Source organism: Pseudoalteromonas sp. B131b (genome assembly GCF_037162545.1).
Classification (GTDB): domain Bacteria; phylum Pseudomonadota; class Gammaproteobacteria; order Enterobacterales; family Alteromonadaceae; genus Pseudoalteromonas; species Pseudoalteromonas fuliginea.
Window position 1 is genome coordinate 346,366 of record NZ_JARLUZ010000001.1, and the last position, 22,863, is coordinate 369,228.

A 22,863-nucleotide genomic window follows, 5' to 3' on the forward strand; every position below is an offset into this window, starting at 1 on the left:
ATTCCATATTATTTGATGCTATGGGTATTTTAAGGCGACTACATTGCGGTGTTTATAAGTATCGAAAAGTACTTGTAAAGCAAGAGTATATGTTAACACTTGGTTAAAACCAACAGTGCGGTATAAATCAACTAGTGTTTTGTAGGCAAAGGTATAAACAACTTTATTTTGCTTCTCTAAGAGTGTTGTTATTAATAGCTTTGCTAAACCTTTAGATCTATGCTGAGGAGCGACAAAAACGGTCGACAAAAATAAAAATTCGGCTTTATGTTGTAAGCGGCACGCAGCAACAATATCTGTTTTATTATAAACAACCCAAAGTTGATCTTGCTTATTAGCACGCCCCCTTACGCTGTATTGCTTATAAAATTTATTAACAAGTGGACTTTTAACTTGTTCTAATATTTCAACCTTATACATACCTAACTTAGCATCATTGACAAATACTGTTCAAATTGCTGTTTTAAAAACATTTGCTCAGCAATCGGACGGCTATGAATAGTGTTATACACTTGTTCACGCGTTTTTTTATTGCGTTTAATTTGATACGCCCAAAATGACGCTTCATAATCGAGCTGAATTTGGTATTTTTCTTCACGTGGTAACAGACATAAGTTAAAGCTCATAGTATTTCCTAATTCATTCCAATAAATTACCAGCTTAAATAGCAATAATGCTATAAACCAACCAATAAGGTGGCCATATTGCATTATACGCCGCGTATTTTATTTACTTCTGTAGTAATTTAAAATAGCAGCCACAACATTTTAGCATCTTATTATTGTTGATTAATTTATTTTTATCCCGCCGTATTTTAATACCAATCTGCTTATGTATGGGGTCTATTTAACGTTAAGAAAATTACGCTATAACTAGGCAAAAGTTTTTGTATCTAGTTGTTCTAAATAAAAAATTTTTAACGACGTTATAGTGCAATTTAATTCGTTAAATTGATCAAAGATTTATGCAGGTTGGTATAACAACCGTTTTGTGTGTTCCAAGAACACAATAGGCACATAGAAAAGCAAGCTTTAGATGAAATTAGTTATGAGGTATCGACTATAGATTAATAGTCGTAACAGTAGCTTTGTGGCCGTAAATAGTACTTTAGTGACTGGCTAATTAATCGAAGCTTTGGATAATAAATCTATCCCAAGCAGCTATTTTCAGCGCTAACTGCCTTGAATTTGCTTGTATTAGGCCTGTAAATAAAACTATAAAAGTTTCATAAAAATTCAAGTCGCCATAAAATTAAACTTACTGTAAATTATCCCAACTCGCTAATTAGGCGCTCTACTTAACGACGCTATAGGGTAATTTAATTCGCTAAATTGTTCAAATTCTATGCAGCATTGGTATTATATGTGCCAAAAGGCAGATAAGAATTAAAAATCAAATCCTTGCTGTTTGGTTTTACTATTTAGCACTGAATTTTTTTGATCTTTTTGCAGGTAACGTTTGTAGCGTTGTTGGCATAAACTAAGCACTTTCTTTTTTTGGCATTACTTAGTGAGTTCCAAGTAAAACGCTCATCGCGACTGCGGTAGCATCCCTTGCAATACCCTCTATTATTCACTAGACAAATACTTTTGCAAGGGCTTGGAATATCAAATATTTCAATTTGTTGCATTGTATTAATACCACTTAAGAAGGTCAGACTTTTAGTATAGCGTTTTTTTTAAGCAAAAAAAGTGACAAATAAACAGTCACTTTTCAAAGGTTATTAAACTCACCTGTGACCTTTCAGCATAAAAGTTCTATTTAGACGCAATTGAATCACGGCGCGAGGTCTGCAACCTCGTGGGCAAAGTAAATACAGAGCAACAAAGAGTAAGTCGCCCAAGAGCTAACTCAAAGGGCTGCGTATGTTTAATCTAAAAAGGTAAGCAGACCCCGCTTAGTGCTCACAACTTTTAATATTAATCTCACTCTTACGATGAAAAGGCTTAGCGTACATTGCAAGTACAAGCGGTTTAAGCTCTTCAGGTACATTAGCCATTCGCTGTTCGAAGGTGGCTGTATCTGGTGAGTCAATTACTGCTTTTTTACAGCCACCAGCAATATAATTTCCGGGGTGCAAATAAAATGAATCCACTATTTGCTTATCAATCGTTTTTGCCAACGCTTCTGCGCTATCACAATTGGATTCAATAGGTCGTCCAAACGCTAAATGAACATGTCCCTTGGCGGTACTAAAGCCTTCGACGATACTGGCAATATCTTCACCAGCAGACTTAATATATTCACCGTGGAGTTGCTTATGGTATAACTCTTTAGCTTTAGAAATAGCACACGGCTCGTATTGATAAGATATAGAAACAGGGACTATTTTTAACTCTTTTATATAATCACCAAATTCTTTCTTTTGCTTGCGCCCATTAAGTTGCAGCATTTTTAGAAGTGCAGGATCCGTTTGATCAAATCCATCTTTCGCACGCCCCTCTTTTTGTGCAATCCAAATTGAATTACCACTCATCAACGAATCATAAATATAGGATGAAAGTTGAGTAAGTGCTTTTAGCATTTCTTTAGGTGCTTTAGCTGAGCGCTTAACTATAAAGCTTTTATTTAAGCGCATAAGTTCAGTGATATAAGGTATTTGTAATAAATTATCGCCAATGGCAATACGCACTGTTTTCATTTTGTGTTGAAACAAACCCCAATTGACTAATGCTGGATCCAGTACTATGTCGCGATGGTTAGAGATAAATAAATAAGCTTGTTTAGGGTCTAATTCATCGAGACCTGCAAAAGTAACTTTTGACGTGGTGCGTTTTACTAGCTTATCAAGGTATTGTGCAACCTCGTTCTGTACGTCTTCAACAGTTTTTACCTGCCCCCATTTTTTACGCAGCTGGCTTCTTACCAGTGGACGTGTAATGAATGGTACAAACGATAAAAAACGCGGTAAGTTGTATTTTGCTATTACATCAATAAACGCATTATCGTTGATTAAACGCGTAAGCGAAGCCGCAACTTCATCGTCATTATATGGGCGTATATCTGTGTATTTGTCTTCTAATTCACTCATTACTACATCTATAATGTTAAAAAACGGCACGCCAAAGCGCACCGTTTATGTCTATGTTCGATTATAACTCAGCCAATCTAAAATGCGAAATAACCAATAAACGGCTTTTATTACTTAAGTGGATCATGCTCTTTACTTTACATAAAGTTCGACCATGAAACCTAGTATTAGTGCAACAAATTTAGCTAACCAATCCAGTAAAATACCATATTCTTAGACTGTTAGTGGGCTGACCACTACTACATAGCCCTCTAATCATTTGGTAGTAATACCATTAACAAAGCCTTTCTTTCGTAGTACCTTAAGCCCATATTTTAGATTTTTGATGGATCGTAAGCCTCTTTTTTACGATTTTAACTCTTTCAGATCCACTTATTTTAGGGCTCATAATGAACATTACTATTCTTGATAACGCTACATTAGCTAAAACATCTCTTACTTGTATTGAACAACTTGGTAAATTAACGACTTATGAACTTACTAGCCCAGAGCAAGTTATTGAACATTGCCAAGATGCTGATGTATTAATCACTAATAAAGCAGTTTTAAATCGCGACACGATTAGTCAACTGACTCAGCTGAAATTAATTTGCGTAAGTGCAACCGGTACTAATAATGTTGATTTAGAAGCCGCTAAAGAATTTGGTATTGCCGTAACTAATGTAGCTGGCTATTCAACCCCTTCAGTTGTTCAACATACGTTTTCTTTAATTACTAATTTACTGGGTAACACACACCGCTATCAGGCGGATTGCCAGCAAGGCGCGTGGCAAAAAAGTGACATGTTTTGCATACTCGATTACAGCTTTAACGACCTACAAGGTAAAACATTTGCCATTATAGGCGGTGGTACGTTAGGCAAGGGTGTTGCGAAAGTGGCTGAGGCATTTGGCGCTAATGTTATTGTAGCAGAGCGTAAAGGGGTTAAATGTCGAGATGGTCGTACGCCTTTTGAAGACGCCATTAAAACAGCAGATATAATCAGCGTACACTGCCCGCTAACAGATGAAACACGTGATTTAATTTCGCTTAATGAGCTTAAAATGATGAAGCCAAGTAGCATTATTATTAATACCGCACGTGGTGGCATTATTAACGAAGCCGACTTAGCTAAAGCACTTGAGCAAAACCTAATTGCAGGCGCAGGTGTTGATGTACTAACTAAAGAGCCTGCCGAGCTTTCAAATCCACTTGCTAATTACAAAGGCAATAATTTATTACTCACTCCACACATTGCATGGGCAAGTACTGAATCTATCGTACGCTTAATTAATGAAGTAAGTTTAAATATTACTGCATTTAATAATGGTGAATCACGTAACCGCTTGGTGTAGTGATTTTATTGTAGTAATCAAAAAAGCTAAAAAATGGCTGTTTTTACTAACACATTTAATATTTTGCTAGATAAAAACAGCCAAGACAGCTTAAGGCAATGATTAATAACAACTTATAACTATGGTATACCCTTTGCTTTAATACAGCTAATAACAAATTAAAAACTTTATTAAGGTAAATAAAAATGAAAAAATCACTTTTAGCTGCAGCTTTAATCGCTCCATTTTTAACAGGCTGTGTTATTGCAGTGTCAGATGGCGAAGCAGAAACACATTGGGCTGGTAAAAATTCATCTAGTTGGGAAACTAAGAATAAAAATAATCGTGAAGCCATTTTAGAGCTTGCAATGGATAGTAGCTATCAATCCGTGTTAACTAAATTAAAAACACCTGACTTCACTGAATTATTAAAAAAAGGTGATGATGTTTATCAAATACTGTTTTACGTAACGCATAGCGTTCATTCTGACGGAAAAACAACGAAAGATGAATGTACTCCACTGATATTTAAAAATGACAAATTAGTCGGTATGGGCGAAAGTGCTTTGGGAATGATAAATAATTAAAAAAACCGTAACTACATTGTTATTGCCGCTTTTATTGATGGAACTTAGGTTAGGTTATTTGTAGGAGTGTGATACCAATCTGCTTATATATGGGGTCTATTTAACGTTAAGAAAATTACGCTAGAACTAGGCAAAAGTTTTTGTATTTAGGGCGTGTTGTTCTAAATAAAAAATTTTAACGACGTTATAGTGCAATTTAATTCGTTAAATTGATCAAAGATTTATGCAAGTTGGTATGGCATATACAAACCAACTTTTTCCTATTGTAAGTCCACTCAGCACGCTGGTGTTAGTTGTTATAAGATAAGAAGTAAAAGTAGTTTATTATACGCAATACAGGTCACTTAGGAGAACAAAGCTCAATTAGCGTGCAATAATTTGATTACGCCCAGCATCTTTCGCTGCATACAAACCTAAGTCAGCCTCTTCTAAAAGTGTTTGCTCAGCATACACTTTACCACTTTCAGTCGTTGCTACTCCGATACTAATAGTTATATGTTCAGCATTAAGTGACGCTTTATGTTCTATCTTCAGTGCGTTTACAGCATTTCGTAATGTGTTAGCAAATTGAATAGCCTCGTGTTTATTAACACCAGGTAACACGGCAGCAAATTCTTCTCCGCCATAACGAGCTACAAAATCACCACCGCGTTTACACTGAGCAACAAGTACTTGCGCCACTTTTTTTAAGCACTCATCACCGGCACGATGCCCATAACAATCGTTATAACGTTTAAAGTGATCTATATCCATCAGTAATACCGACAGGGGTGTGCTACCTCGTTTACTTCTGCGCCATTCACGAGATAAATTTTCATCAAGATAACGTCTATTAGGTATTTCTGTTAGGCCATCAATTGAAGCTAACATCTCAAGCAAGTCATTTTTTTGTTTAATGAGTAACTGATTACGTACTCTCACCCTAACAATTGAAGCACTAAATGGCTTAATTATATAATCCATAGCCCCCAGCTCTAAACCTTTAGATTCATCTTCATGGCTTTGATTAGCTGATATGAAAATAATGGGGATAGACTGTGTGATTGGGTTTTCTTTTAATTGCACAAGTACTTCGTAGCCATCAATACCCGGCATTACAACGTCGAGAATGATCAAATCAACCTGTGTTGTTTTCACAAAAGTCAGTGCTTTTTCACCGCTTTCAACTAAAAACACATCATGCTCACCTTTGAGTGTTTTTTCGAGCACTAAACGGTTAAGAGGATCGTCGTCAACAATTAATACCTTAGCTTTTTCGACATCCATTGCTCCCAAACCTTTTATAAAAACAATTACCTGCTCTAGCTGCATAATAAGCTCTTTTATCGAAATTTCAACAGACTCATTGGTTGTCTTAAACTGATGTTCACATTGTTGGGCACAAAGTGATAACCGCTTGAAGCCTAAATTGCCTGCCACACCTTTTATACTATGCACTAAGCGTACCAAATCATTTCTATTGGTACTTCCTTCTATTTGGGTGAGCTGGGTTTGGCACAAATTAGCAAACTTATCAATCATGGTTTTGAGTAATGCTTCATCAAAACTGAACTGCGTTAATGCAAATGATTCTTCAAAAAAGCTAGGTTTGGAGAGTCCTAAGTCTGCAATTGCATCAATGAGTACGTCAGCCACTACAGGCTTTGTTAAGTGTTTATTCATACCGCATTTTAATGAGCGCTCAACATCAGCTGGTTCGCAATGAGCGGTTAATGCAAAAATAGGTAATTGCTTAGTGTCAAACTGTTGGCGAATTAAAGCCGTTGCTTGACAGCCGTCAATATGCGGCATTTGTACATCCATTAAAATTAAATCAGGCTTTAAAACGCGTAATAGTTCTATTCCCTCAACGGCACTCATAGCTGTAACAACATTAGCTTTAGCTTGATGCAACACACTGCTAATAATGTCTAAGTTTAATTGGTTGTCATCAATTGCTAACACTAATAATCCCGCTATACCCTTTTTATACACCTGTTCATTCGTTACTACTATTTCACTGTTTATATTAGGCTGCGAGGCAACATCCAAATTAAGCAAGCGTTGAGCAAGTGCTGATGCTTTAACATGTTGAACTGATAGCAGCTGACTTGTTGACAAATTTAATGTGTGTTGATGGTTGATGATAACCACTGAAATTGCTTTTGAAGATAATGAATCGTTGATTGCTTGCACACTTAGTAATTTAGGTAAGTCATCAGCATCTATAATTAAGTTTTCAGTTTCGGTTAACTTTATGGGATATTCTAACGCTTCCTTTAGATCAATACTTATTAACTCCGGTAAAGCGCCCACAACACGTTGTAGCTCATAGCTTTGCTCAGATATAACGGCTAATGCATTTGCTGGTAATACGCTACTTTTTGTTGTATCCACCTGTAACAAAATACTAAAATAAAACTCACAACCATGACCTTTCTCACTATTTAATGCAATTTCACCACCCATTAGTGACACCGCATGCTTAACAATAGCGAGTCCTAATCCAACGCCTTGGTGGATTCTTGTTGATGATTCATCGCCTTGCGTGAAAGCGTCAAATAAACGCCTTTGATCAGCTTTATCAATCCCGCAGCCAGTATCTATCACACGAAAACAGATAAGCTGTTGTTCAATACTTACGCTTTGTACTAAATCCATTTTTAGTACAATAGAGCCTGAGCTTGTAAACTTAACCGCATTCGTTAGTAGATTACCTAAAATTTGCTGTAAGCGGATACTATCGCATATAAAAACAGGAGCAATTAAAGGGTCTACATCAATAATAAACTCAACATTTTTATTTTCACACAGCGGCGCCGTTAAGCTATCGCAAATATCAATTAGCTCTACAATATTAAATGGCGCTAACTTAAGTTCAGCTTGCGCACTTTCTACGCGTGCAAAATCCAGCATTCGGTTAAGCATCAATAATAAACTTTGCGCAGCGTGTTTAGCCTGGCCTGTTTGTTGTAGTTGCTTTTGGGTAAGCCCCTGATCTATTAACATATCAAGTAGGCCCAATACCGCGTTAAGTGGAGTGCGTATTTCATGGCTTAAATTAGCAATAAAACGGCTTTTAGCAAGGGTTGCTCGTTCAGCATCATGCTTAGCTTTAGTTAGTGCGCTTACATCCTGTAAATGAATAACATAATAAGAAGGATCACGTTTTTCATCCCACACAAGTGATACACTCAATTGTAACCAATTGGCTAATTTCCCTTGCGCTAAGGTTAAATGGTATACCTTTTTTTGTCGTCTAGTAACTTTGCTAAAGTGATTTTTATTTCTTGCCATTGGCTGTCGTCAAAGAGCATTTTAAGCTGCTCTCCTACTAAAACAGGTTGTTCTATAAATAATTTTCTGGTCGCTTTATTAACTTGTACAATCGTATGCTCAAGCGACAGCAGCACAACGCTATTAGCAGCAAATTCAATCGCACTTCTAAATTTAGATTCTGAAGCTTTTAAAGCGTACAACGTTTGTTGTTGCTCAGTTATATCTCGTCCTATCCCCATTGTACCTAACAAATGTTGATGCTCATTATAAAAAGGAGCTATGGTTAATTGATAGGACTTATTCTCTGTGTCTATTCGTTGTTGTACATCGTGACGGTTTTGTAAAACTTGCTTTTCTAAAACGCTAATTTGTTCATCATCATTGCTAATTTCCTCCATGCGTTTACCCACTAACGCTGTTTGCTCTTTACCTATATACGCTTCAAATGCCTTATTACACCCTAAAAACAAACCATCAATATTTTTAAAATAAATTAAATCGGGCACACTGTTAAGCATCGTGTTGAGTAATGCTAGGTGGCGTTCTTTTGCTTCATAGCTACGCTTTAGCTTTTCGGATTGCAGCTGCACTTGCTCATCAAGATCTTTATTAGCATTTTGCAGTGATTCCACCAGTTGCTTATTTTTAGCAAATACGCGTTTTACTTTCGAAAACCAAGGCTGCCAATTAAGAGGTATTTGATAATCTAATTGTTTATTTTGTTGTGTATCATTTTGCTCTAAATAGTGCATTAAATGCGTCATCGGTTTTATAAAAATACGCTGGCTTAACCAAAAAAACACACCAAACATAATGCTTAAAAATAGTGTTAAAAATATAAATTCTAATAATACTTCGTAACGAATAGAGTTTACTAAATTTGATTTAGGTTCGTGAAATGCAGCATGAATAGGCAAATTGCCCATTGGTTGCATAAAATAATTAGTGTTACTGGTTAATATCGTCAGTTTATTCTCCGGACCTGCGATGCTTGGCCAATAGGTTTTTAGATCGATGGCTTCGTCAATTAGATTTTTTGAGCTGGCAATAATGTGATGGAACTGATTCATAAATACATATTCACCGTGGTTAGGTGATACTTTTTTAGCCAAGTAGACATTGCCTGCACATCGTAAATTAAAATAATGTAATCGCTTGAACCAAGTTCTCGCTGACGGCCTATAGCAAAATAAGCTTTACCATCTATATTAATTATTGGGCTTGATGAAAGGTTATTTGGAGAAAACTCGGGTTTAAATTGCCCGTCTAAAATTTCGGTTAATAAAAAGCTTTTACTTTTATTACGCCTTGCCACATATGCAATACCACGCTCATCCACATAAGCGACTGCTGAAAGTGACTGCATCAGCGAAAGCGTCGTATTAAAAGAAGGGCCTAACGCGACTAATTGCTGCCACTGTAAAAGCTCACGAGTAGAAAGTGAAAAATCTCCTTTACCAACAATTTCAGTGCCTTGGTTTATAAAATGACGATAGTAGTAACCATCATACTGGCTAATACCTTCAAGAAGAGTGCTATTTAATTGATTATAAGGAGGCAGTTCGTACAATATAAACATCGTAGTAAGTAAGTCACTTGCCGCTTGCATGCCATGACTGACTTGTGCAGATACATTGATAAAATCGGCTTCGCGCTTTTCAACAATGCGTTCAAGCTTAATATTATATAAATGTAAGCATAATAAAAGAGCTACAACTAATGGAACCAAAAGCGCAACAAATAAAGAACGATAATAATGTTTAAGAGGTAAAAAATTCAACGTACTGCCTGCGTTATGGCTCGAAAATCAATCGATAGACTATCGAGCCAATTTGTTAAGCGCAAGTTATAAATTTTCTTCTGCAAATGACGCTAAGCGACTACGTACAACCCCGTTAAGGTTTATCGTTGCACTGCCCTCAAAGTTTTTAAAACGCTCTACTATGTACGTTAAGCCCGAAGTCACCGGTGTTAGGTAGTTACTGTCTATTTGCGCCAAGTTACCCGTACAAATTAATTTAGTACCTTCGCCGCAGCGAGTAATAATCGTTTTAAGTTGAGATGCCGTTAAATTTTGGCTCTCATCTAAAATTACCACCGCATTTTGAATGCTACGCCCACGCATAAAGTTAACCGATTTAAACTGCACATTGGCTTTTTCCATAATGTAGTTTCGGCTTGATATCGGATTTTCGTCGCCTTTGTGCAATACCTCCAGCGTATCGGTAATGGCTGCAAGCCATGGCGCCATTTTCTCCTCTTCTGTGCCGGGTAAAAAACCAATGGACTCTGCTATTTCAGGGGTATTACGGGTGACTATTACTTTATCGTAAATACCTTTTTCGATGACCATTTCAAGGGCGCTGGCAAGCGCTAACAAGGTTTTACCACACCCCGCAGGGCCGGTTAAAATAACAAGTTCAATACTTGTATCGAGTAGTGCATCAAGCGCCATACCTTGATAAATGTTTTTAGGTTTAACGCCCCATGCTTGTTGATGCATTAAACGCTCAACGCCAATATCTTTTAGCGTTATGTGCTCGTCATCGTAGCATTTAACACGCGCCGCAAACTGATCCCCTCCATCAAGTAAATATTCATTACAAAATACATCAGGTATTAAGTTTTTAGGCACATGATGAAACGTATCACGTCCGTGTTGCTCAGTATTACACTCCCCTACATGCTCCCAAAAATCCCCTTCAATTTTTTTATAACCACTAGTAAGCAGGCTTATATCGTCAATAAGTTGGTCGGTGCGGTAATCCTCAACATATTTAAGCCCGGCGCCTTTGGCTTTTAGGCGCATGTTTATGTCTTTTGTAACCAATATAACCTTTGAATCACTGTGCTGCTTTTGTAAGTACACGGCGCAATTAATAATACGATGGTCGTTTTCGTTACCTGGTAAACCAGAAATGGAGTCGGCAAATAAATGGTCGTTTACAATAATGAGGGTACCTGCAGAGCTCGCTTTTGCCTTTTTGTTACTTGGCAGCGCCACGCCTTGTAGCATTTGTTCGGGCGTTGCATTTTTAAGAACTTCATCTAATCCACGAATAGCGACGCGCGCATCACGACTTACGTCGTGTTTTCTGTCTTTTATGTGGTCAAGCTCTTCAAGCACCGTCATTGGGATAACAACGTCATGCTCTTGAAAAGACAAATAAGCGAGTGGTTCGTGAAGTAGTACGTTGGTATCTAGCACATACATTTTACTTTCAAGGTTCGAAGCTTTTTCCATAGCACTTTCCTTACGTTTTATGATTTTTATGCTATACCAAAATAACTAAGTAAAACGGGCAAAACTTAAACCTGCAATACTTAATTGCTAAGGCATAATGTAAGTTTAGTCTATTTGTCATAAAAGTCCGTTTTATTACAAACTGTAATTAGTTTTGATTTACCTAAAAAAGAGTCATAAACAAGCTGTTTTAATAGTAATAATTAACACTTACAAAATTAATTAAAAGTGAGCCAAATAGCGCCTTGCAGTGGTGTTAGCTTACAGGTAACATAGCCGCCTTTTTCATCATAGACGAGACATACATGAATTTTTCCTTAGGTCAGCGTTGGATCAGTGATACAGAGTCAGATTTAGGATTAGGCACCGTTGTTGCCATTGAAGGCCGTCAGGTCAGCATATTATTTCCTGCCAGTGGTGAGAGCCGTGTTTATTCTAGTGCAGAAGCACCTGTTACCCGTGTGGCATTTAATCCTGGCGATGTGATCAAAAGCGTTGAAGAATGGGAATTAGAAGTAGAGTCTATTGAAGTACAAGGCGAATTACTGTGTTATCACGGCACCCGTGTTGATAATGGCGAAACTGCCAAGCTTAAAGAAACCTTTTTAGATCATTTTATTAAATTCAATAAACCACAAGATCGTTTATTTGCAGGCCAAGTAGATCGTTTTGATCGCTACACACTTCGCTACCAAACGTGGTTACATAAATTTGAACGTGAGCAATCGCCTATTAAAGGCTTAATTGGTCAGCGTGCTAATCTTATTCCGCACCAGCTTTATATTGCCCAGGAAGTGGGTAAACGTTTTGCACCACGCGTACTTTTATCAGATGAAGTAGGCCTTGGTAAAACAATTGAAGCGGGCATGATACTACATCAACAAATTATTAGTGGCCGTGCGAGTCGCGTACTGATTGTGGTGCCTGAAAACTTACAGCACCAATGGTTAGTAGAAATGCTACGCCGCTTTAACTTACGTTTTTCTATTTTTGATGAAGAGCGCTGCGACGAAGCGTTTGCAGATTCTCCAAACGTGTTTGATACAGAGCAACTAGTACTTACCAGCCTTGAGTTTTTAACCAAGAAAAAACGTTGGTTTGAACAAGCAACACTTGCTGATTGGGATCTTTTAGTAATAGATGAAGCCCATCATCTAAGCATCAATAACGGCAAGCCAAGCTCAGAGTACCAACGTATGGCAGAGCTTAGCCAAGATATTCCGGGCCTTATTTTACTTACAGCAACGCCTGATCAACTTGGTCACAGCAGTCACTTTGCACGTTTGCAGTTACTCGATCCGGATCGTTTTTACGACTACGACGTGTTTAAAGAAGAAGAAGCAAATTATAAAGACGTAGCGCAAGCTGCAAATCAATTACTGCAAGAGCAAGCTCTGGACGACGCAGCCAAAGCCACGCTAATTGAGCTATTAAAAGAAACCGACATTACTGATATTCTTGCAAAAGCACAGCAAGGTGATTTACCAGCGCGTAAAGAAATACTTAATATGCTGCTCGATCGCCATGGCACAGGTCGTATATTATTCAGAAATAGCCGCAGCGGCATTGACGGCTACCCAAGCCGTAAATTACACGCCTACCCTATGGCACTGCCAAAGCAGTATAAAACGGCTATGTCGGTTCTTGGTAACATGGGCGGCATTCAAAACCCTGAACTAAGTGCACACCGTGCCCTGTTTCCTGAAAAAATATTTCAAGAGTTTGAAGGCGAAAGCGCTAGCTGGGGTTTATTCGACCCACGTGTAGATTGGTTAATCGACACCCTTAAAACACTTAAGCGCGAAAAAGTACTGCTTATATGTGCTAAAGCTGAAACAGCTATCAGCCTTGAGCAAATACTGCGTGAACGCGAAGCAATTAAAGCGTCGGTATTCCACGAAGGTATGTCGATTATTGAGCGTGACCGCGCTGCTGCATTTTTTGCAGACGAGTACGATAATGCACAAATATTACTGTGTTCAGAAATTGGCTCAGAAGGTCGTAACTTCCAGTTCTCGCATCACTTAGTGTTGTTTGATTTACCACTGAATCCAGATTTACTCGAGCAACGTATTGGTCGATTAGACCGTATAGGCCAAACGCAAGATGTGAACATTCATGTGCCATATTTTGAAAACACCGCTCAAGAAGTACTGCTACGTTGGTATAACGAAGGCCTAGATGCATTCGAATCTACATCAACAACGGGGCAAATGCTTTATAAAGAGTTCCGTGACGACCTACTTGAATATATTTCTGCGCATAACTGCGATGAAGACGAACTCGATCCATTACTTGAGCAAGTAGCACAGCAAAATGCAGTACTGCGTAAAAAAATGGAAAGTGGACGAGATCGTTTACTAGAGCTACATTCATCGGGTCAAGGTGCTGCAGATTCGCTTGTAGCTGATATTGAAAAACTCGATAACCAGTTTGAGTTGCCAAGCTACATGATCAACGTGTTTGATACATTTGGTGTAAGCCAAGAAGATAAAGGCGAAAACACCATTATCTTAAAGCCAACGGAACATATGTTAAGTGCCTCATTCCCATCGCTTAAAGACGATGGCATGACGGTTACGTTTGATCGCGACACGGCACTTTCGCAAGAAGACGTACACTTTATCAGCTGGGATCACCCTATGGTGCAAGGCACTATGGATATGATTTGTGACGATGACTTTGGTAGCGCATCAGTTGCACTGCTTAAAAACAAAAAATTACCGCCTGGCACCTTTTTTGTTGAGCTTATTTTTGTTGCAGAAGCAATGGCACCAAAAGTATTACAAGTTGGTCGCTTTTTACCACCTACACCAATTCGTATATTGCTCGATAAAGCAGGTAATAACTTAGGTGAGAATGTGGCATTTGAAGGCTTTAATCAGCAGCTATCAGCCGTTGGCCGCCAAACAGCAAGTAAGCTTGCCGGTGCACTACAAAGCGCTGTTCACCCTATGATCACAACCGCTAAAGATATGGCACAAGAAAAACTTGAAATTATTCGCGCAGCGTCGCTTGTTAAAATGCAAACATCACTCAGTGAAGAGCAAGAGCGACTTGTTGCACTTAAGCAAATTAACCCAAATATTCGCCAAGAAGAAATAACGTTTTACGATAAGCAACGCAACGACCTAACTACGTATATTGAAAAAACGCAGTTACAACTTGATGCCATTCGCTTAATTGTTGTTTCGCACTAAGGTTTCAGAAAAGACTGCTAATAAGCGTAAGTTAAATAAAAGTGCGGTATTTATATCGCACTTTTTTTCATAAAAATACATCTAAAACACAGTAACTATTCCGTCACTAGACTCACAATCTATATTAACTAGAAGCTAATACCTCCAATATTTTCGCTTATGTTCACGTCGAGATATTGCATTGCATCATGTAAATTTAAAATCAATTGGCTGACTGAGATTGCAAGCTTTTTGATATCATCCCTTGAAATATAATGAGCTTTTCCATCTTTTGTCTTTCCACTTCGATGAACACAATCATGCCTAATAAGTATTGCAGTCTCAAAATATCGCCTTTCATTTACTATCAGCTTTTGAAGATCAATATCTAATACATTCATATATATTTTACTAACTACCCCGAGATTATGATAAAGAATTTCTGATAATCTACCGGTGACTATATCTTCTAATAAATTAGGTTTTTGAATAATAAGCTTAAGAGAGTACGTCTCATTTTTAAGCTTTTCCGAAGTAAGAATGAACTTTTTTATATACTCATCTGAACTGAGTACATGGCACCTTAATGCATCACCAAAGTAAGTCTCCAACGTAATGATACATTGAGTATAAAACAGTCTATTAAAATAAGTATTATTGACATAGTTTTCTGATAAAAGATGATAGGTTAATTGCTCTAAGTTAAATACGGCACTTTTAAATACAGCTTGATACTCACTTTCTCCTTCTCCTAGCTTATAGCCATCATTTAGGTGATAATCAAAATTTAAAGAGTGAGGATCTTTACTTACATGCACCTGAGAAGGATTGTCACAGTTAGTGCAATTAAGGATTTCTAATTGGTGCTCAATCTCCCCGTCAATAGCAAGAGGTAAGTCATTATTAGAATCGGGCTCATGACTATTTAATTGACCACATCGACTGCAATAAAATTCTATATTTCCATACATGAAACCTCCTTTGCTTGGTATCCAGATTAAATTTTCACAACCACTCTTGTGTATTTTGTCCACCCAAAATAGCCATAATTTCTACATTTTCTTCGGTAACCCTGTAATAAATACTGTCTGAACCACAGACTGCTCGCCGATAACCCTTACGTATATGCTCAACTGATTGGTAGAAATAAGGGTTTGCTGCTAGTTTTTCAAACATAGTAAAAAAAGCATAAAAATAATTATCTGCTTGCTGTTGTGAATATTCATCACAGCCGTACTGGTAAATGCGACGTAAATCTTCTTTAGCATCGTTTGAAAGCTTGTATGTACGCATTACTTCGTGCTTGATTTGAATTCTGCTAGCATTTCATCTGCAGATTGAGTGCTAAAGCCACTTTGCTCAGACTTTGCAAGCTTACTATTTATTACCTCAGCTCTTCGAGCACGCCTGATCAGGTCGTTTACCAGTTCACTTTTATTTGCGTAATCACCCACGTTTTCAACGTGATTACGCAGCCATAAATCATTTTGCTCAGTAAGCGAAATACTTTGTCTAGCCATAACATTAAACCTTGCTTGCAATAGTTGGTGTAATTTTACACCAGAACAAAAAACACGCAATAAATTTTTCCCTTGAGCCTTCAGCCTCGCTCCACTAAAATAGCGCCCTTAAAAATCATTAAGGCAGGCTGTGTTAGTTAACTATAATCCCCCAATGAGCCCGTATTTAACAATACTTTTCCAAGACGACGATTTGCTCATCGTTAATAAGCCAAGCGAGTTATTAACCGTCCCGGGTAAAGATCCTAAACATGCCGATTGTTTAATAAGCCGTGTTAATCGTGTTTTTCCAACAGCTAAAATAGTTCATCGTTTAGATATGGCAACATCGGGCATACTTTGCCTTGCTATGAATAAAGTAGCGCACAGGCATTTAAGTATGCAGTTTCAAGAACGCGAAACCGCTAAGCGTTATATTGCACGTGTATTTGGGCAGCTTGAGGTCGATACGGGAACCGTGGATCTGCCGCTTATTTGTGATTGGCCTAATCGCCCAAAACAAATGGTTGATCACGAAAATGGTAAGCCATCACTTACGCACTTTAAAATACTTGAGCGCGAAGCCGATGCTACCCGTGTAGAGCTAACGCCAATAACTGGGCGCTCACATCAGTTACGTGTGCATATGCTAAGTTTAGGACATCCTATTTTAGGTGATAGGCTCTATGCCCATAAAGACGCACTTGCCGCAGCTCCTCGCTTACAATTACACGCGCAAATGCTGAAGTTGAAGCACCCTACAACTGAGCAAGTACTTACATTTGAAGCCGAACCTGAGTTTTAATCATTGCATTAATGATTATTAAGCCATAGTGCTAAACTTTTACCGTACTACGCCGATACCTAATTAGTATTCATTATTTGAGCTTCTTATGGTATCTGCGCAGTTTTTAAAAAGTATACTTAACGTATTACTAATGTGTACGCTATTTTTAAGCGTACAGGTAACAGCTGCAGAGCATATTGCCCCTCCTACATTATCAAGTATTGAAAACAACGATATTGAACGCTTGCTTCCAAATGACGAAATAAAATCAATACTTGCAGGTGAAACCGAGTTTTTGAGTTTATACAGCGAATATATGAGCGCCGACTTTAGAGGTGTTGTATTACTTATACCCGACTGGCAATCAGTGCCAACAAACAATGCTGGCATGAGTTTTTTACGAAAAGAACTTAATAACTTAGGCTATACCACTTACGCAATGACGGTACCCGACATAGACTGGCAAGCCAGCAAAATACCAGACTCATCAACAGAAATGCCTGCAGAAACAACGACACCTGATGCAGCTACAAGCACAGAGCCTGCGACTGCAGATATGAAGAAAAATGCAGAACCTCATTATGTTAATGCTTTAGAAAAAGTGACTAATGAGGTACTCGACAATTATAAAATAAATCTGATTTCTCGCTTTAATGCGCTATACCAAACTGCAATGCAAGAGCCAGGTAACGTAGTGGTTATTGCACAAGGTACCAGTGCTGGCGTATTACTTGAGCACTATGCCGACTTTCCAGAACAGAGAGTAGATGCATTTATAAGTTTAAGCAGTTACTTACCTAATACTAAACGTAATAAAGATTTGAGCCAAACAACATCACTTGTTACGCCAGCTTTACTCGATATTTACTATGCTAATGACAGCAATGATATTTTAATGAGCCTTAAAAATCGCCAACGCTGGGTTAACCGAAATGCTAAATTTGATTATCGCCAACGCCAGCTATTTGGCCTGCGCGATCAACCGGATCAACACGCACGCCTTACAAAAGAAATAGACGGCTTTTTACGCCGCCTTTTTTAAATATTCATAAGCCGCTTGAATATCTTGGCTCTTTTTAACTGCAAGCTCCATCATGTGTTTTGGTAAACCTTGCGATACCAATTTATCTGGGTGATGTTGGGACATAAGTTTACGGTACGCTACTTTTATCTCACGCTCAGTCACACCATCATTAAGCCCTAATAACGCCAATGCCTGTGTACGATTCATATTATTATTGGGTGGGACATGATGACCCGAGCCTTCACGGTAGCTGCTACTTTGCCCTTGGCTTTGTTGCTGTTGATTAAAGCGCTGTTGTTGCTTTCTAAAGTTAAATTCTGCTTGATAGCGTTTTAATACAAATGCAAAATGCGTTTTCGAAATCCCTAACTGCTTACTTACCTCTGCTAACAATTGCTTTTCTTGTTCGGCTAACACCCCATCAGAGAATGCCATTTGAATTTGTATTTCTAAAAACAATTGCATCAAGTCGTTTCGCTTAGCAAAGCGTTCTTTAAAGTCGTGCACGGTTTCTTTAAGTGAGAAGTCGCCCTCTTTACCCGACTGAAAAGCCTGCTGTGCTTCGCGGCGCTCTTCGCCTTTCAAACCCATTTCATCCATAAACAAGTTGGCGGCTTTTATATGCACTTCGCTAACTCTGCCATTCGATTTAGCAATATGTCCCATTACGGCAAAACAGCTCGAAAAGAACAAAGCTTGGCGCTCGTTTACATCTGCATCGTTAAACAAGCTTGAAAAGCCACCCGCTTTATCAAAGTTACTTTTTAAGCTTTTATCAAATAAATGGCCAAGGTATAAACCTAAAATAGCACCAAAAATTTTGCCAAACATAAAGCCAAAACAAAAACCGAGTATTTTTCCCCACATTTATAATGCTGCCTTTTTAAAAAATTTAGTTAATGCGCCGCAAGGCGTTTGTTTAAGTCATTTAAACGATCGGGTGTACCTATATCATCCCACTGACCAATATAAAGCTCAGTAGAGATTACATGCTTACTTAGCTTTTCACGTAAAATAGGCCCTAAAGGACGCCTCCCTTGCGTTAACCCTTTGAAAAAATCAGCCTGATACCGACTGATCCCTGAGAATGTATACTTTTGACTCTCTGGCGATAAATGACTTAATGCAAAATCACCATCTGGATTATGTGGTGGGTTTTGTATTAGCACAATATGCGCCTCACCCGCTTGCAAATGCAGCTGCATTAGCGCACTTACATCATAATCGGTATATACATCGCCATTAACTACAATGAAAGACTCTCCAAGTAGAGGTAGCGCCTGAATAATACCGCCAGCAGTTTCAAGACCACCTTCAACTTCTTGACTGTAAAGTATGTTTACCCCAAATTGACTGCCATCGTTAAAGTAATCTTTTATTTTATCACCTTGCCAAGCGAGGTTTATTACAATATCGGTAATTCCGGCAGCTTTGAGGTTATTTATATGATGCTCAATAAGTGGTTTTTCTGCTACTTTTAACATTGGCTTTGGCATATTCTGTGTTAGCGGCATCATCCTCTGTCCGCGTCCTGCGGCTAAAATCAACGCTTTCATGTGCGCTCCTTTGCTAACTTTTCAGTCACTTTTGGCACTATGGTATGTTTAGTCCAATCACTCAATGCTTTAAGCTCGGGATAATTAGCAGCCACTTCAATAATATAATCAAGTGTGGGTAAAATATTATCTAAATAACCCGTTTTTCCGTCGCGTAAATATAATCGACAAAATATACCAGCTGCTTTTAAGTGGCGCTGAATACCGGTTAAATCAAACCAATATTTAAACTCATCAAATGAGGTATTAACCATTAAATTTTGAGCAGTGAACTCGCTATAAGCAAAATCAAGCAAGCTTTTTAGCTCTTTTGCCGGAAGTTTAAAATAGCAATCACGAAGCAGCGATACTAAATCGTAACAAAGCGGACCACGTACCGCATCTTGATAATCTATAATCGCCCACAGGCCATTACTATTCATAATATTTCGACTGTGATAATCACGGTGCACGGTTACTGTAGGCTGCACAAGCATAGCCTGAGTGAGTAACTCACAGCTTGTTTGCCACATAGCTTGATACGCTGCAGTTGGGGATTCATCTATAAAGTCGTTTACTAACCACTGACTAAATATATCGAGCTCAAGTTTTATAAAGTCTTTATTGTAAGCTTGCATAACAGCTGAGGGTGGTGTTTTTGCCCATTGAGCACTTAAAATAATTAAAGCTTTGTAATACTCAATACGATTTTCATCATCTAGCATATCAGCCAAATGCTTACTGCCTAAATCACTTAGTATAAAAAAGCCTTGCTGCTCGTCGCTAGCAATTATTTTTGGAAGTAAAAAGCCTTGCTCGGTAAATATCTTATTAAGTAATATATAAGGCGCGTTATTTACTTTTTGGGGTTCTGAATCCATCACAATAAAATGCTCATTACTGCACGTTAAACGGTAATAGCGACGGAAACTAGCATCCCCTGTTATCGCATTTAACAAAGTAGGCTGCGTATTAAAGTGTGTGTTTATAAATTGTTGTAAATTATCAAAGCGTGTCATTTTATAAGATATCTATTTTTAACTAAGTTAATTAGGTCAATTACTGTATTTGCCATTATTTTCCTTTATTATGTGCAAATTATATTTAATCACAAAGCATTAAGGTCAATAAATGAGCAAAACCTGGGGCATATTGATGCTAAGCGTAGTTAGCGCACCATCGCTTGCCGAAACTGAACTGACGCACAACCTTTGTGGCATTTCAATGCAAACCAGAGCTTGGCAACCACTTCCAGGCCTTGAGCTTGGTACTGTTGATATTAAAGCTGATGATGTAGAGCTCCTCGGCACTCAAAGTGCTGAATTTACCGGCAATGTTGATATTAACACCGTTAATATGAGTTTGTCCGCACAAACTGCGTTGATAGATAAACAGCGTGGTTTATTAAATGCAACCGGACCAATTACTTATCGTGACACAATTAGCCAAATAAGCAGCAAAGGGCTAAACGCCGATTTAAGCAACTCAGAAATTAGCCTACTTGGTGCAGATTACAGTTTAACCGATCAACAAGGTAAAGGTGGTGCAGAAAAGCTGACCGTGAATGATTCTGGCTTAGTGCTCATGAATGCAAGCTTTACTGCTTGTCCCGGTCAAAGCCCTGTATGGGAAATAGAAGCAGACGAAATTAATTTATCCCGCGAGGAAGGCTGGGGCGAAACTCACAATGCGGTGCTAAGAATTCTTGATACACCTGTTTTATATTTGCCTTATTTTACATTTGCACTCGATGAACGTCGTAAATCAGGATTACTAAAGCCTAATATTTCCAGCTCAGATCGCTATGGTATTGAAACAATTACACCTTATTACTGGAACATAGCGCCAAATTTTGATGCCACTATTACCCCGCGCTATATGTCTCGTAAAGGCTTGCAACTGCAAACAGAGTTTCGGTACTTAACTGAGCAACATGAAGGTTTGGTCGGTGTAGAGTACTTAAATAAAGACGATTCAGAGCCAACTCTTGATTCACGTTATATGTTTCATTGGCAACAAAGAAGTTATTTAGGTGAGAGCTGGCGAGCTAATGTAGATATTACCAACGTAAGTGATGACAATTACATTACTGATCTTGATTCTAACTATGCAAATAAAACCGATACCCAACTTTACCGAACTGGCGCACTAACACACTTAGGTGAGACATGGCGTACAGATATTAAAGTGCAAAACTTTGAAGTACTCGGTGATCACTTAGAATCATATACCGCTATACCTCAAATCAACTTTACTCAAACAGCCCCATGGCGTATTGATAATTTTGATTTTACAGTTTCTGGCGAAATCAGTCATTTTACTAACGACTCAGCCATTATAGATCAAGCAACGCGAGTGCATTTAGAGCCTAAAGCTCGCTTTGATTACAAACAACATGCATGGTCGTTTTTATCTGAAGTAAGTTTATTGCAAACAAATTATAAACAACATGGTGATTTAGATGGCACGCAATACAGCGAAAGCGTATCGCGTACAATCCCTAAAGTTCGTTTATATTCTCAACTAAATTTTGAACGTAATACATCATCTTTTATTGAAGATGGTATTCAAACCTTGGAGCCTCAAGTTCAGTATTTATATACCCCCAATAAAGACCAATCTGATATTGGGTTATTCGATACAACTAAGCTACAAGACGATTACTATGGCTTATTTAGAGACACTCGATTTTCGGGTGTTGACCGCATTGCCGCTGCAAACCAATTTACATTGGGTGCAACAACGCGTTTGTTTGATAAAAAACAAGAAGAAGTGTTTAACTTTAGCGCTGGACAAATATTTTATTTAAGTGACTCAGCTAAACCAACAGAGCAAGGCTTAAACTCAGACACTAATTATAATGCACTATTTGCAGCCCAAACCATGTTACATTGGCATCGACGTTGGTACCTTGCTGGAGGTATTCAATACGATACAGATGGTAAACAAATGGTTCAGTCAAATGTAACACTTGATTACAAAGGTGATAATAATCAGCTAGTACAATTGAACCATCGCTATGCAAATGATGTCTCAGGAAATACAATCGAGCAAGCGGGTGTATTTACAAGTATTCCCATTAGTGACGAATGGCAATTTATTGCAAGCTATCATCGAGATCTTGAAAATAACAGAAGTATCGAAATATTGAGCGGATTACAGTATGAATCATGCTGTTGGGCATTCCAAATTACTGGTCATCGCCAAATCGAAACTGACTTAAATCAGTCAATAGGACAAGAACAAGCAACTTTTGACTCAAGTATTGGTTTTAATTTTGTATTAAAAGGACTGGGTAGTAAAAGCCGCTATGATGCACAAAAACTATTACAACAAGGTATTTTTGGCTATCGTAGACCGTATTTTCTTAGTAACTAGTATCACAACAGTACTATTAGCAAGAGTA

At 38.1% G+C, this 22,863-nt stretch carries 17 protein-coding genes and 2 pseudogenes; 6 read left to right on the forward strand and 13 right to left on the reverse strand.

Translation table 11 applies throughout. The features are described 5' to 3' along the window. Positions 1 to 18: 18 nt before the first annotated feature. The 4 genes and pseudogenes from P4S65_RS01745 to P4S65_RS01760 form a co-directional block, all read right to left on the reverse strand. Positions 19 to 420: a GNAT family N-acetyltransferase gene (locus P4S65_RS01745; RefSeq protein ID WP_149614631.1), complete on the reverse strand. Its 402-nt coding sequence runs from the start codon at positions 418 to 420 to the stop codon at positions 19 to 21. A gap of 2 nt (positions 421 to 422) precedes the next feature. After that, positions 423 to 626, reverse strand: coding sequence for a DUF3283 family protein (locus tag P4S65_RS01750; RefSeq protein WP_008136617.1), 204 nt, complete (start codon positions 624 to 626; stop codon positions 423 to 425). Between the two features lie 759 nt (positions 627 to 1,385). After that, positions 1,386 to 1,630, reverse strand: a pseudogene (locus P4S65_RS01755) (DUF1289 domain-containing protein). A 267-nt stretch (positions 1,631 to 1,897) separates the two neighbouring features. After that, positions 1,898 to 3,031, reverse strand: coding sequence for a 1-acyl-sn-glycerol-3-phosphate acyltransferase (locus P4S65_RS01760; protein WP_337119450.1), 1,134 nt, complete (start codon positions 3,029 to 3,031; stop codon positions 1,898 to 1,900). Positions 3,032 to 3,420: 389 nt separating this feature from the next. On the opposite strand from P4S65_RS01760, the gene P4S65_RS01765 reads away from it, so the two are divergent. Together P4S65_RS01765 and P4S65_RS01770 are read left to right on the forward strand one after the other, a co-directional pair. Further along, positions 3,421 to 4,365, forward strand: a complete 945-nt coding sequence (locus tag P4S65_RS01765) for a D-2-hydroxyacid dehydrogenase (protein WP_007376539.1) — start codon at positions 3,421 to 3,423, stop codon at positions 4,363 to 4,365. 185 nt (positions 4,366 to 4,550) lie between these two features. Then, entirely contained in the window at positions 4,551 to 4,931 is a 381-nt protein-coding gene (locus P4S65_RS01770; RefSeq protein ID WP_337119455.1) for a DUF3192 domain-containing protein, read from the forward strand. A 363-nt stretch (positions 4,932 to 5,294) separates the two neighbouring features. Here P4S65_RS01770 and P4S65_RS01775 read toward each other — a convergent pair whose 3' ends face one another. The 3 genes and pseudogenes from P4S65_RS01775 to P4S65_RS01785 form a co-directional block, all read right to left on the reverse strand. Next, positions 5,295 to 6,197, reverse strand: coding sequence for a diguanylate cyclase (locus P4S65_RS01775; protein WP_337120722.1), 903 nt, complete (start codon positions 6,195 to 6,197; stop codon positions 5,295 to 5,297). Continuing rightward, positions 6,180 to 9,969: pseudogene (locus P4S65_RS01780) on the reverse strand (ATP-binding protein); the annotation flags it as partial. The gene P4S65_RS01775 and the pseudogene P4S65_RS01780, both read right to left, overlap by 18 nt. Positions 9,970 to 10,035: 66 nt before the next feature. After that, complete coding sequence (locus P4S65_RS01785) at positions 10,036 to 11,433, reverse strand: PhoH family protein (RefSeq protein WP_337119457.1); 1,398 nt, start codon at positions 11,431 to 11,433, stop codon at positions 10,036 to 10,038. 305 nt (positions 11,434 to 11,738) lie between these two features. On the opposite strand from P4S65_RS01785, the gene rapA reads away from it, so the two are divergent. Next, positions 11,739 to 14,633, forward strand: a complete 2,895-nt coding sequence (rapA, locus tag P4S65_RS01790) for an RNA polymerase-associated protein RapA (RefSeq protein WP_337119459.1) — start codon at positions 11,739 to 11,741, stop codon at positions 14,631 to 14,633. A 128-nt stretch (positions 14,634 to 14,761) separates the two neighbouring features. On the opposite strand, the gene P4S65_RS01795 is transcribed toward rapA, so the two are convergent. The 3 genes from P4S65_RS01795 to P4S65_RS01805 are packed head-to-tail and all read right to left on the reverse strand — an operon-like array spanning position 14,762 to position 16,132. Beyond that, positions 14,762 to 15,583 carry a hypothetical protein gene (locus P4S65_RS01795; RefSeq protein ID WP_337119461.1) on the reverse strand — a complete coding sequence of 274 codons (822 nt, stop codon included), beginning with the start codon at positions 15,581 to 15,583 and terminating at the stop codon, positions 14,762 to 14,764. A 34-nt stretch (positions 15,584 to 15,617) separates the two neighbouring features. Continuing rightward, a complete protein-coding gene (locus P4S65_RS01800) occupies positions 15,618 to 15,905 on the reverse strand; it encodes a type II toxin-antitoxin system RelE/ParE family toxin (RefSeq protein WP_008136603.1) in 288 nt (95 codons plus the stop codon). After that, the gene (locus tag P4S65_RS01805; RefSeq protein ID WP_033038999.1) at positions 15,905 to 16,132 is read right to left on the reverse strand and encodes a ribbon-helix-helix domain-containing protein; all 228 of its coding nucleotides are present in this window, start codon (positions 16,130 to 16,132) and stop codon (positions 15,905 to 15,907) included. Before P4S65_RS01805 ends, P4S65_RS01800 begins: the two co-directional genes overlap by 1 nt. 130 nt (positions 16,133 to 16,262) lie before the next feature. On the opposite strand from P4S65_RS01805, the gene rluA reads away from it, so the two are divergent. Together rluA and P4S65_RS01815 are read left to right on the forward strand one after the other, a co-directional pair. Next, positions 16,263 to 16,916 carry a bifunctional tRNA pseudouridine(32) synthase/23S rRNA pseudouridine(746) synthase RluA gene (rluA, locus tag P4S65_RS01810; protein ID WP_096793790.1) on the forward strand — a complete coding sequence of 218 codons (654 nt, stop codon included), beginning with the start codon at positions 16,263 to 16,265 and terminating at the stop codon, positions 16,914 to 16,916. 133 nt (positions 16,917 to 17,049) lie between these two features. After that, positions 17,050 to 17,940, forward strand: a complete 891-nt coding sequence (locus P4S65_RS01815) for a DUF3530 family protein (protein ID WP_442961856.1) — start codon at positions 17,050 to 17,052, stop codon at positions 17,938 to 17,940. Here the strand turns inward: P4S65_RS01815 and djlA are convergent. From djlA to P4S65_RS01830, 3 genes are read right to left on the reverse strand one after another with little or no spacing between them, the layout of a single operon-like run. Then, positions 17,923 to 18,789, reverse strand: coding sequence for a co-chaperone DjlA (gene djlA / locus P4S65_RS01820; protein ID WP_033028344.1), 867 nt, complete (start codon positions 18,787 to 18,789; stop codon positions 17,923 to 17,925). The two genes, P4S65_RS01815 and djlA, sit on opposite strands and share 18 nt — an antisense overlap. Before the next feature lie 29 nt (positions 18,790 to 18,818). Then, positions 18,819 to 19,478: an N-acetylmuramate alpha-1-phosphate uridylyltransferase MurU gene (gene murU, locus P4S65_RS01825; protein WP_096793792.1), complete on the reverse strand. Its 660-nt coding sequence runs from the start codon at positions 19,476 to 19,478 to the stop codon at positions 18,819 to 18,821. After that, entirely contained in the window at positions 19,475 to 20,476 is a 1,002-nt protein-coding gene (locus P4S65_RS01830) for an aminoglycoside phosphotransferase family protein (protein ID WP_096793793.1), read from the reverse strand. Before P4S65_RS01830 ends, murU begins: the two co-directional genes overlap by 4 nt. A 112-nt stretch (positions 20,477 to 20,588) precedes the next feature. Here P4S65_RS01830 and lptD point away from each other — a divergent pair, with 112 nt between their 5' ends. Continuing rightward, positions 20,589 to 22,835, forward strand: coding sequence for an LPS assembly protein LptD (gene lptD / locus P4S65_RS01835; RefSeq protein ID WP_096793794.1), 2,247 nt, complete (start codon positions 20,589 to 20,591; stop codon positions 22,833 to 22,835). Positions 22,836 to 22,863: the final 28 nt, after the last annotated feature.

What these genes read in the sequence shown, in the direction of transcription:
- P4S65_RS01745 (WP_149614631.1), bottom strand. Translation starts at nt 420, where the DNA reads ATGTATAAGGTTGAAATATTAGAACAAGTTAAAAGTCCACTTGTTAAT.
- P4S65_RS01750 (WP_008136617.1), bottom strand. Translation starts at nt 626, where the DNA reads ATGAGCTTTAACTTATGTCTGTTACCACGTGAAGAAAAATACCAAATT.
- P4S65_RS01760 (WP_337119450.1), bottom strand. Translation starts at nt 3,031, where the DNA reads ATGAGTGAATTAGAAGACAAATACACAGATATACGCCCATATAATGAC.
- P4S65_RS01765 (WP_007376539.1), top strand. Translation starts at nt 3,421, where the DNA reads ATGAACATTACTATTCTTGATAACGCTACATTAGCTAAAACATCTCTT.
- P4S65_RS01770 (WP_337119455.1), top strand. Translation starts at nt 4,551, where the DNA reads ATGAAAAAATCACTTTTAGCTGCAGCTTTAATCGCTCCATTTTTAACA.
- P4S65_RS01775 (WP_337120722.1), bottom strand. Translation starts at nt 6,197, where the DNA reads ATGGATGTCGAAAAAGCTAAGGTATTAATTGTTGACGACGATCCTCTT.
- P4S65_RS01785 (WP_337119457.1), bottom strand. Translation starts at nt 11,433, where the DNA reads ATGGAAAAAGCTTCGAACCTTGAAAGTAAAATGTATGTGCTAGATACC.
- rapA (WP_337119459.1), top strand. Translation starts at nt 11,739, where the DNA reads ATGAATTTTTCCTTAGGTCAGCGTTGGATCAGTGATACAGAGTCAGAT.
- P4S65_RS01795 (WP_337119461.1), bottom strand. Translation starts at nt 15,583, where the DNA reads ATGTATGGAAATATAGAATTTTATTGCAGTCGATGTGGTCAATTAAAT.
- P4S65_RS01800 (WP_008136603.1), bottom strand. Translation starts at nt 15,905, where the DNA reads ATGCGTACATACAAGCTTTCAAACGATGCTAAAGAAGATTTACGTCGC.
- P4S65_RS01805 (WP_033038999.1), bottom strand. Translation starts at nt 16,132, where the DNA reads ATGGCTAGACAAAGTATTTCGCTTACTGAGCAAAATGATTTATGGCTG.
- P4S65_RS01815 (WP_442961856.1), top strand. Translation starts at nt 17,050, where the DNA reads ATGTGTACGCTATTTTTAAGCGTACAGGTAACAGCTGCAGAGCATATT.
- djlA (WP_033028344.1), bottom strand. Translation starts at nt 18,789, where the DNA reads ATGTGGGGAAAAATACTCGGTTTTTGTTTTGGCTTTATGTTTGGCAAA.
- murU (WP_096793792.1), bottom strand. Translation starts at nt 19,478, where the DNA reads ATGAAAGCGTTGATTTTAGCCGCAGGACGCGGACAGAGGATGATGCCG.
- P4S65_RS01830 (WP_096793793.1), bottom strand. Translation starts at nt 20,476, where the DNA reads ATGACACGCTTTGATAATTTACAACAATTTATAAACACACACTTTAAT.
- lptD (WP_096793794.1), top strand. Translation starts at nt 20,589, where the DNA reads ATGAGCAAAACCTGGGGCATATTGATGCTAAGCGTAGTTAGCGCACCA.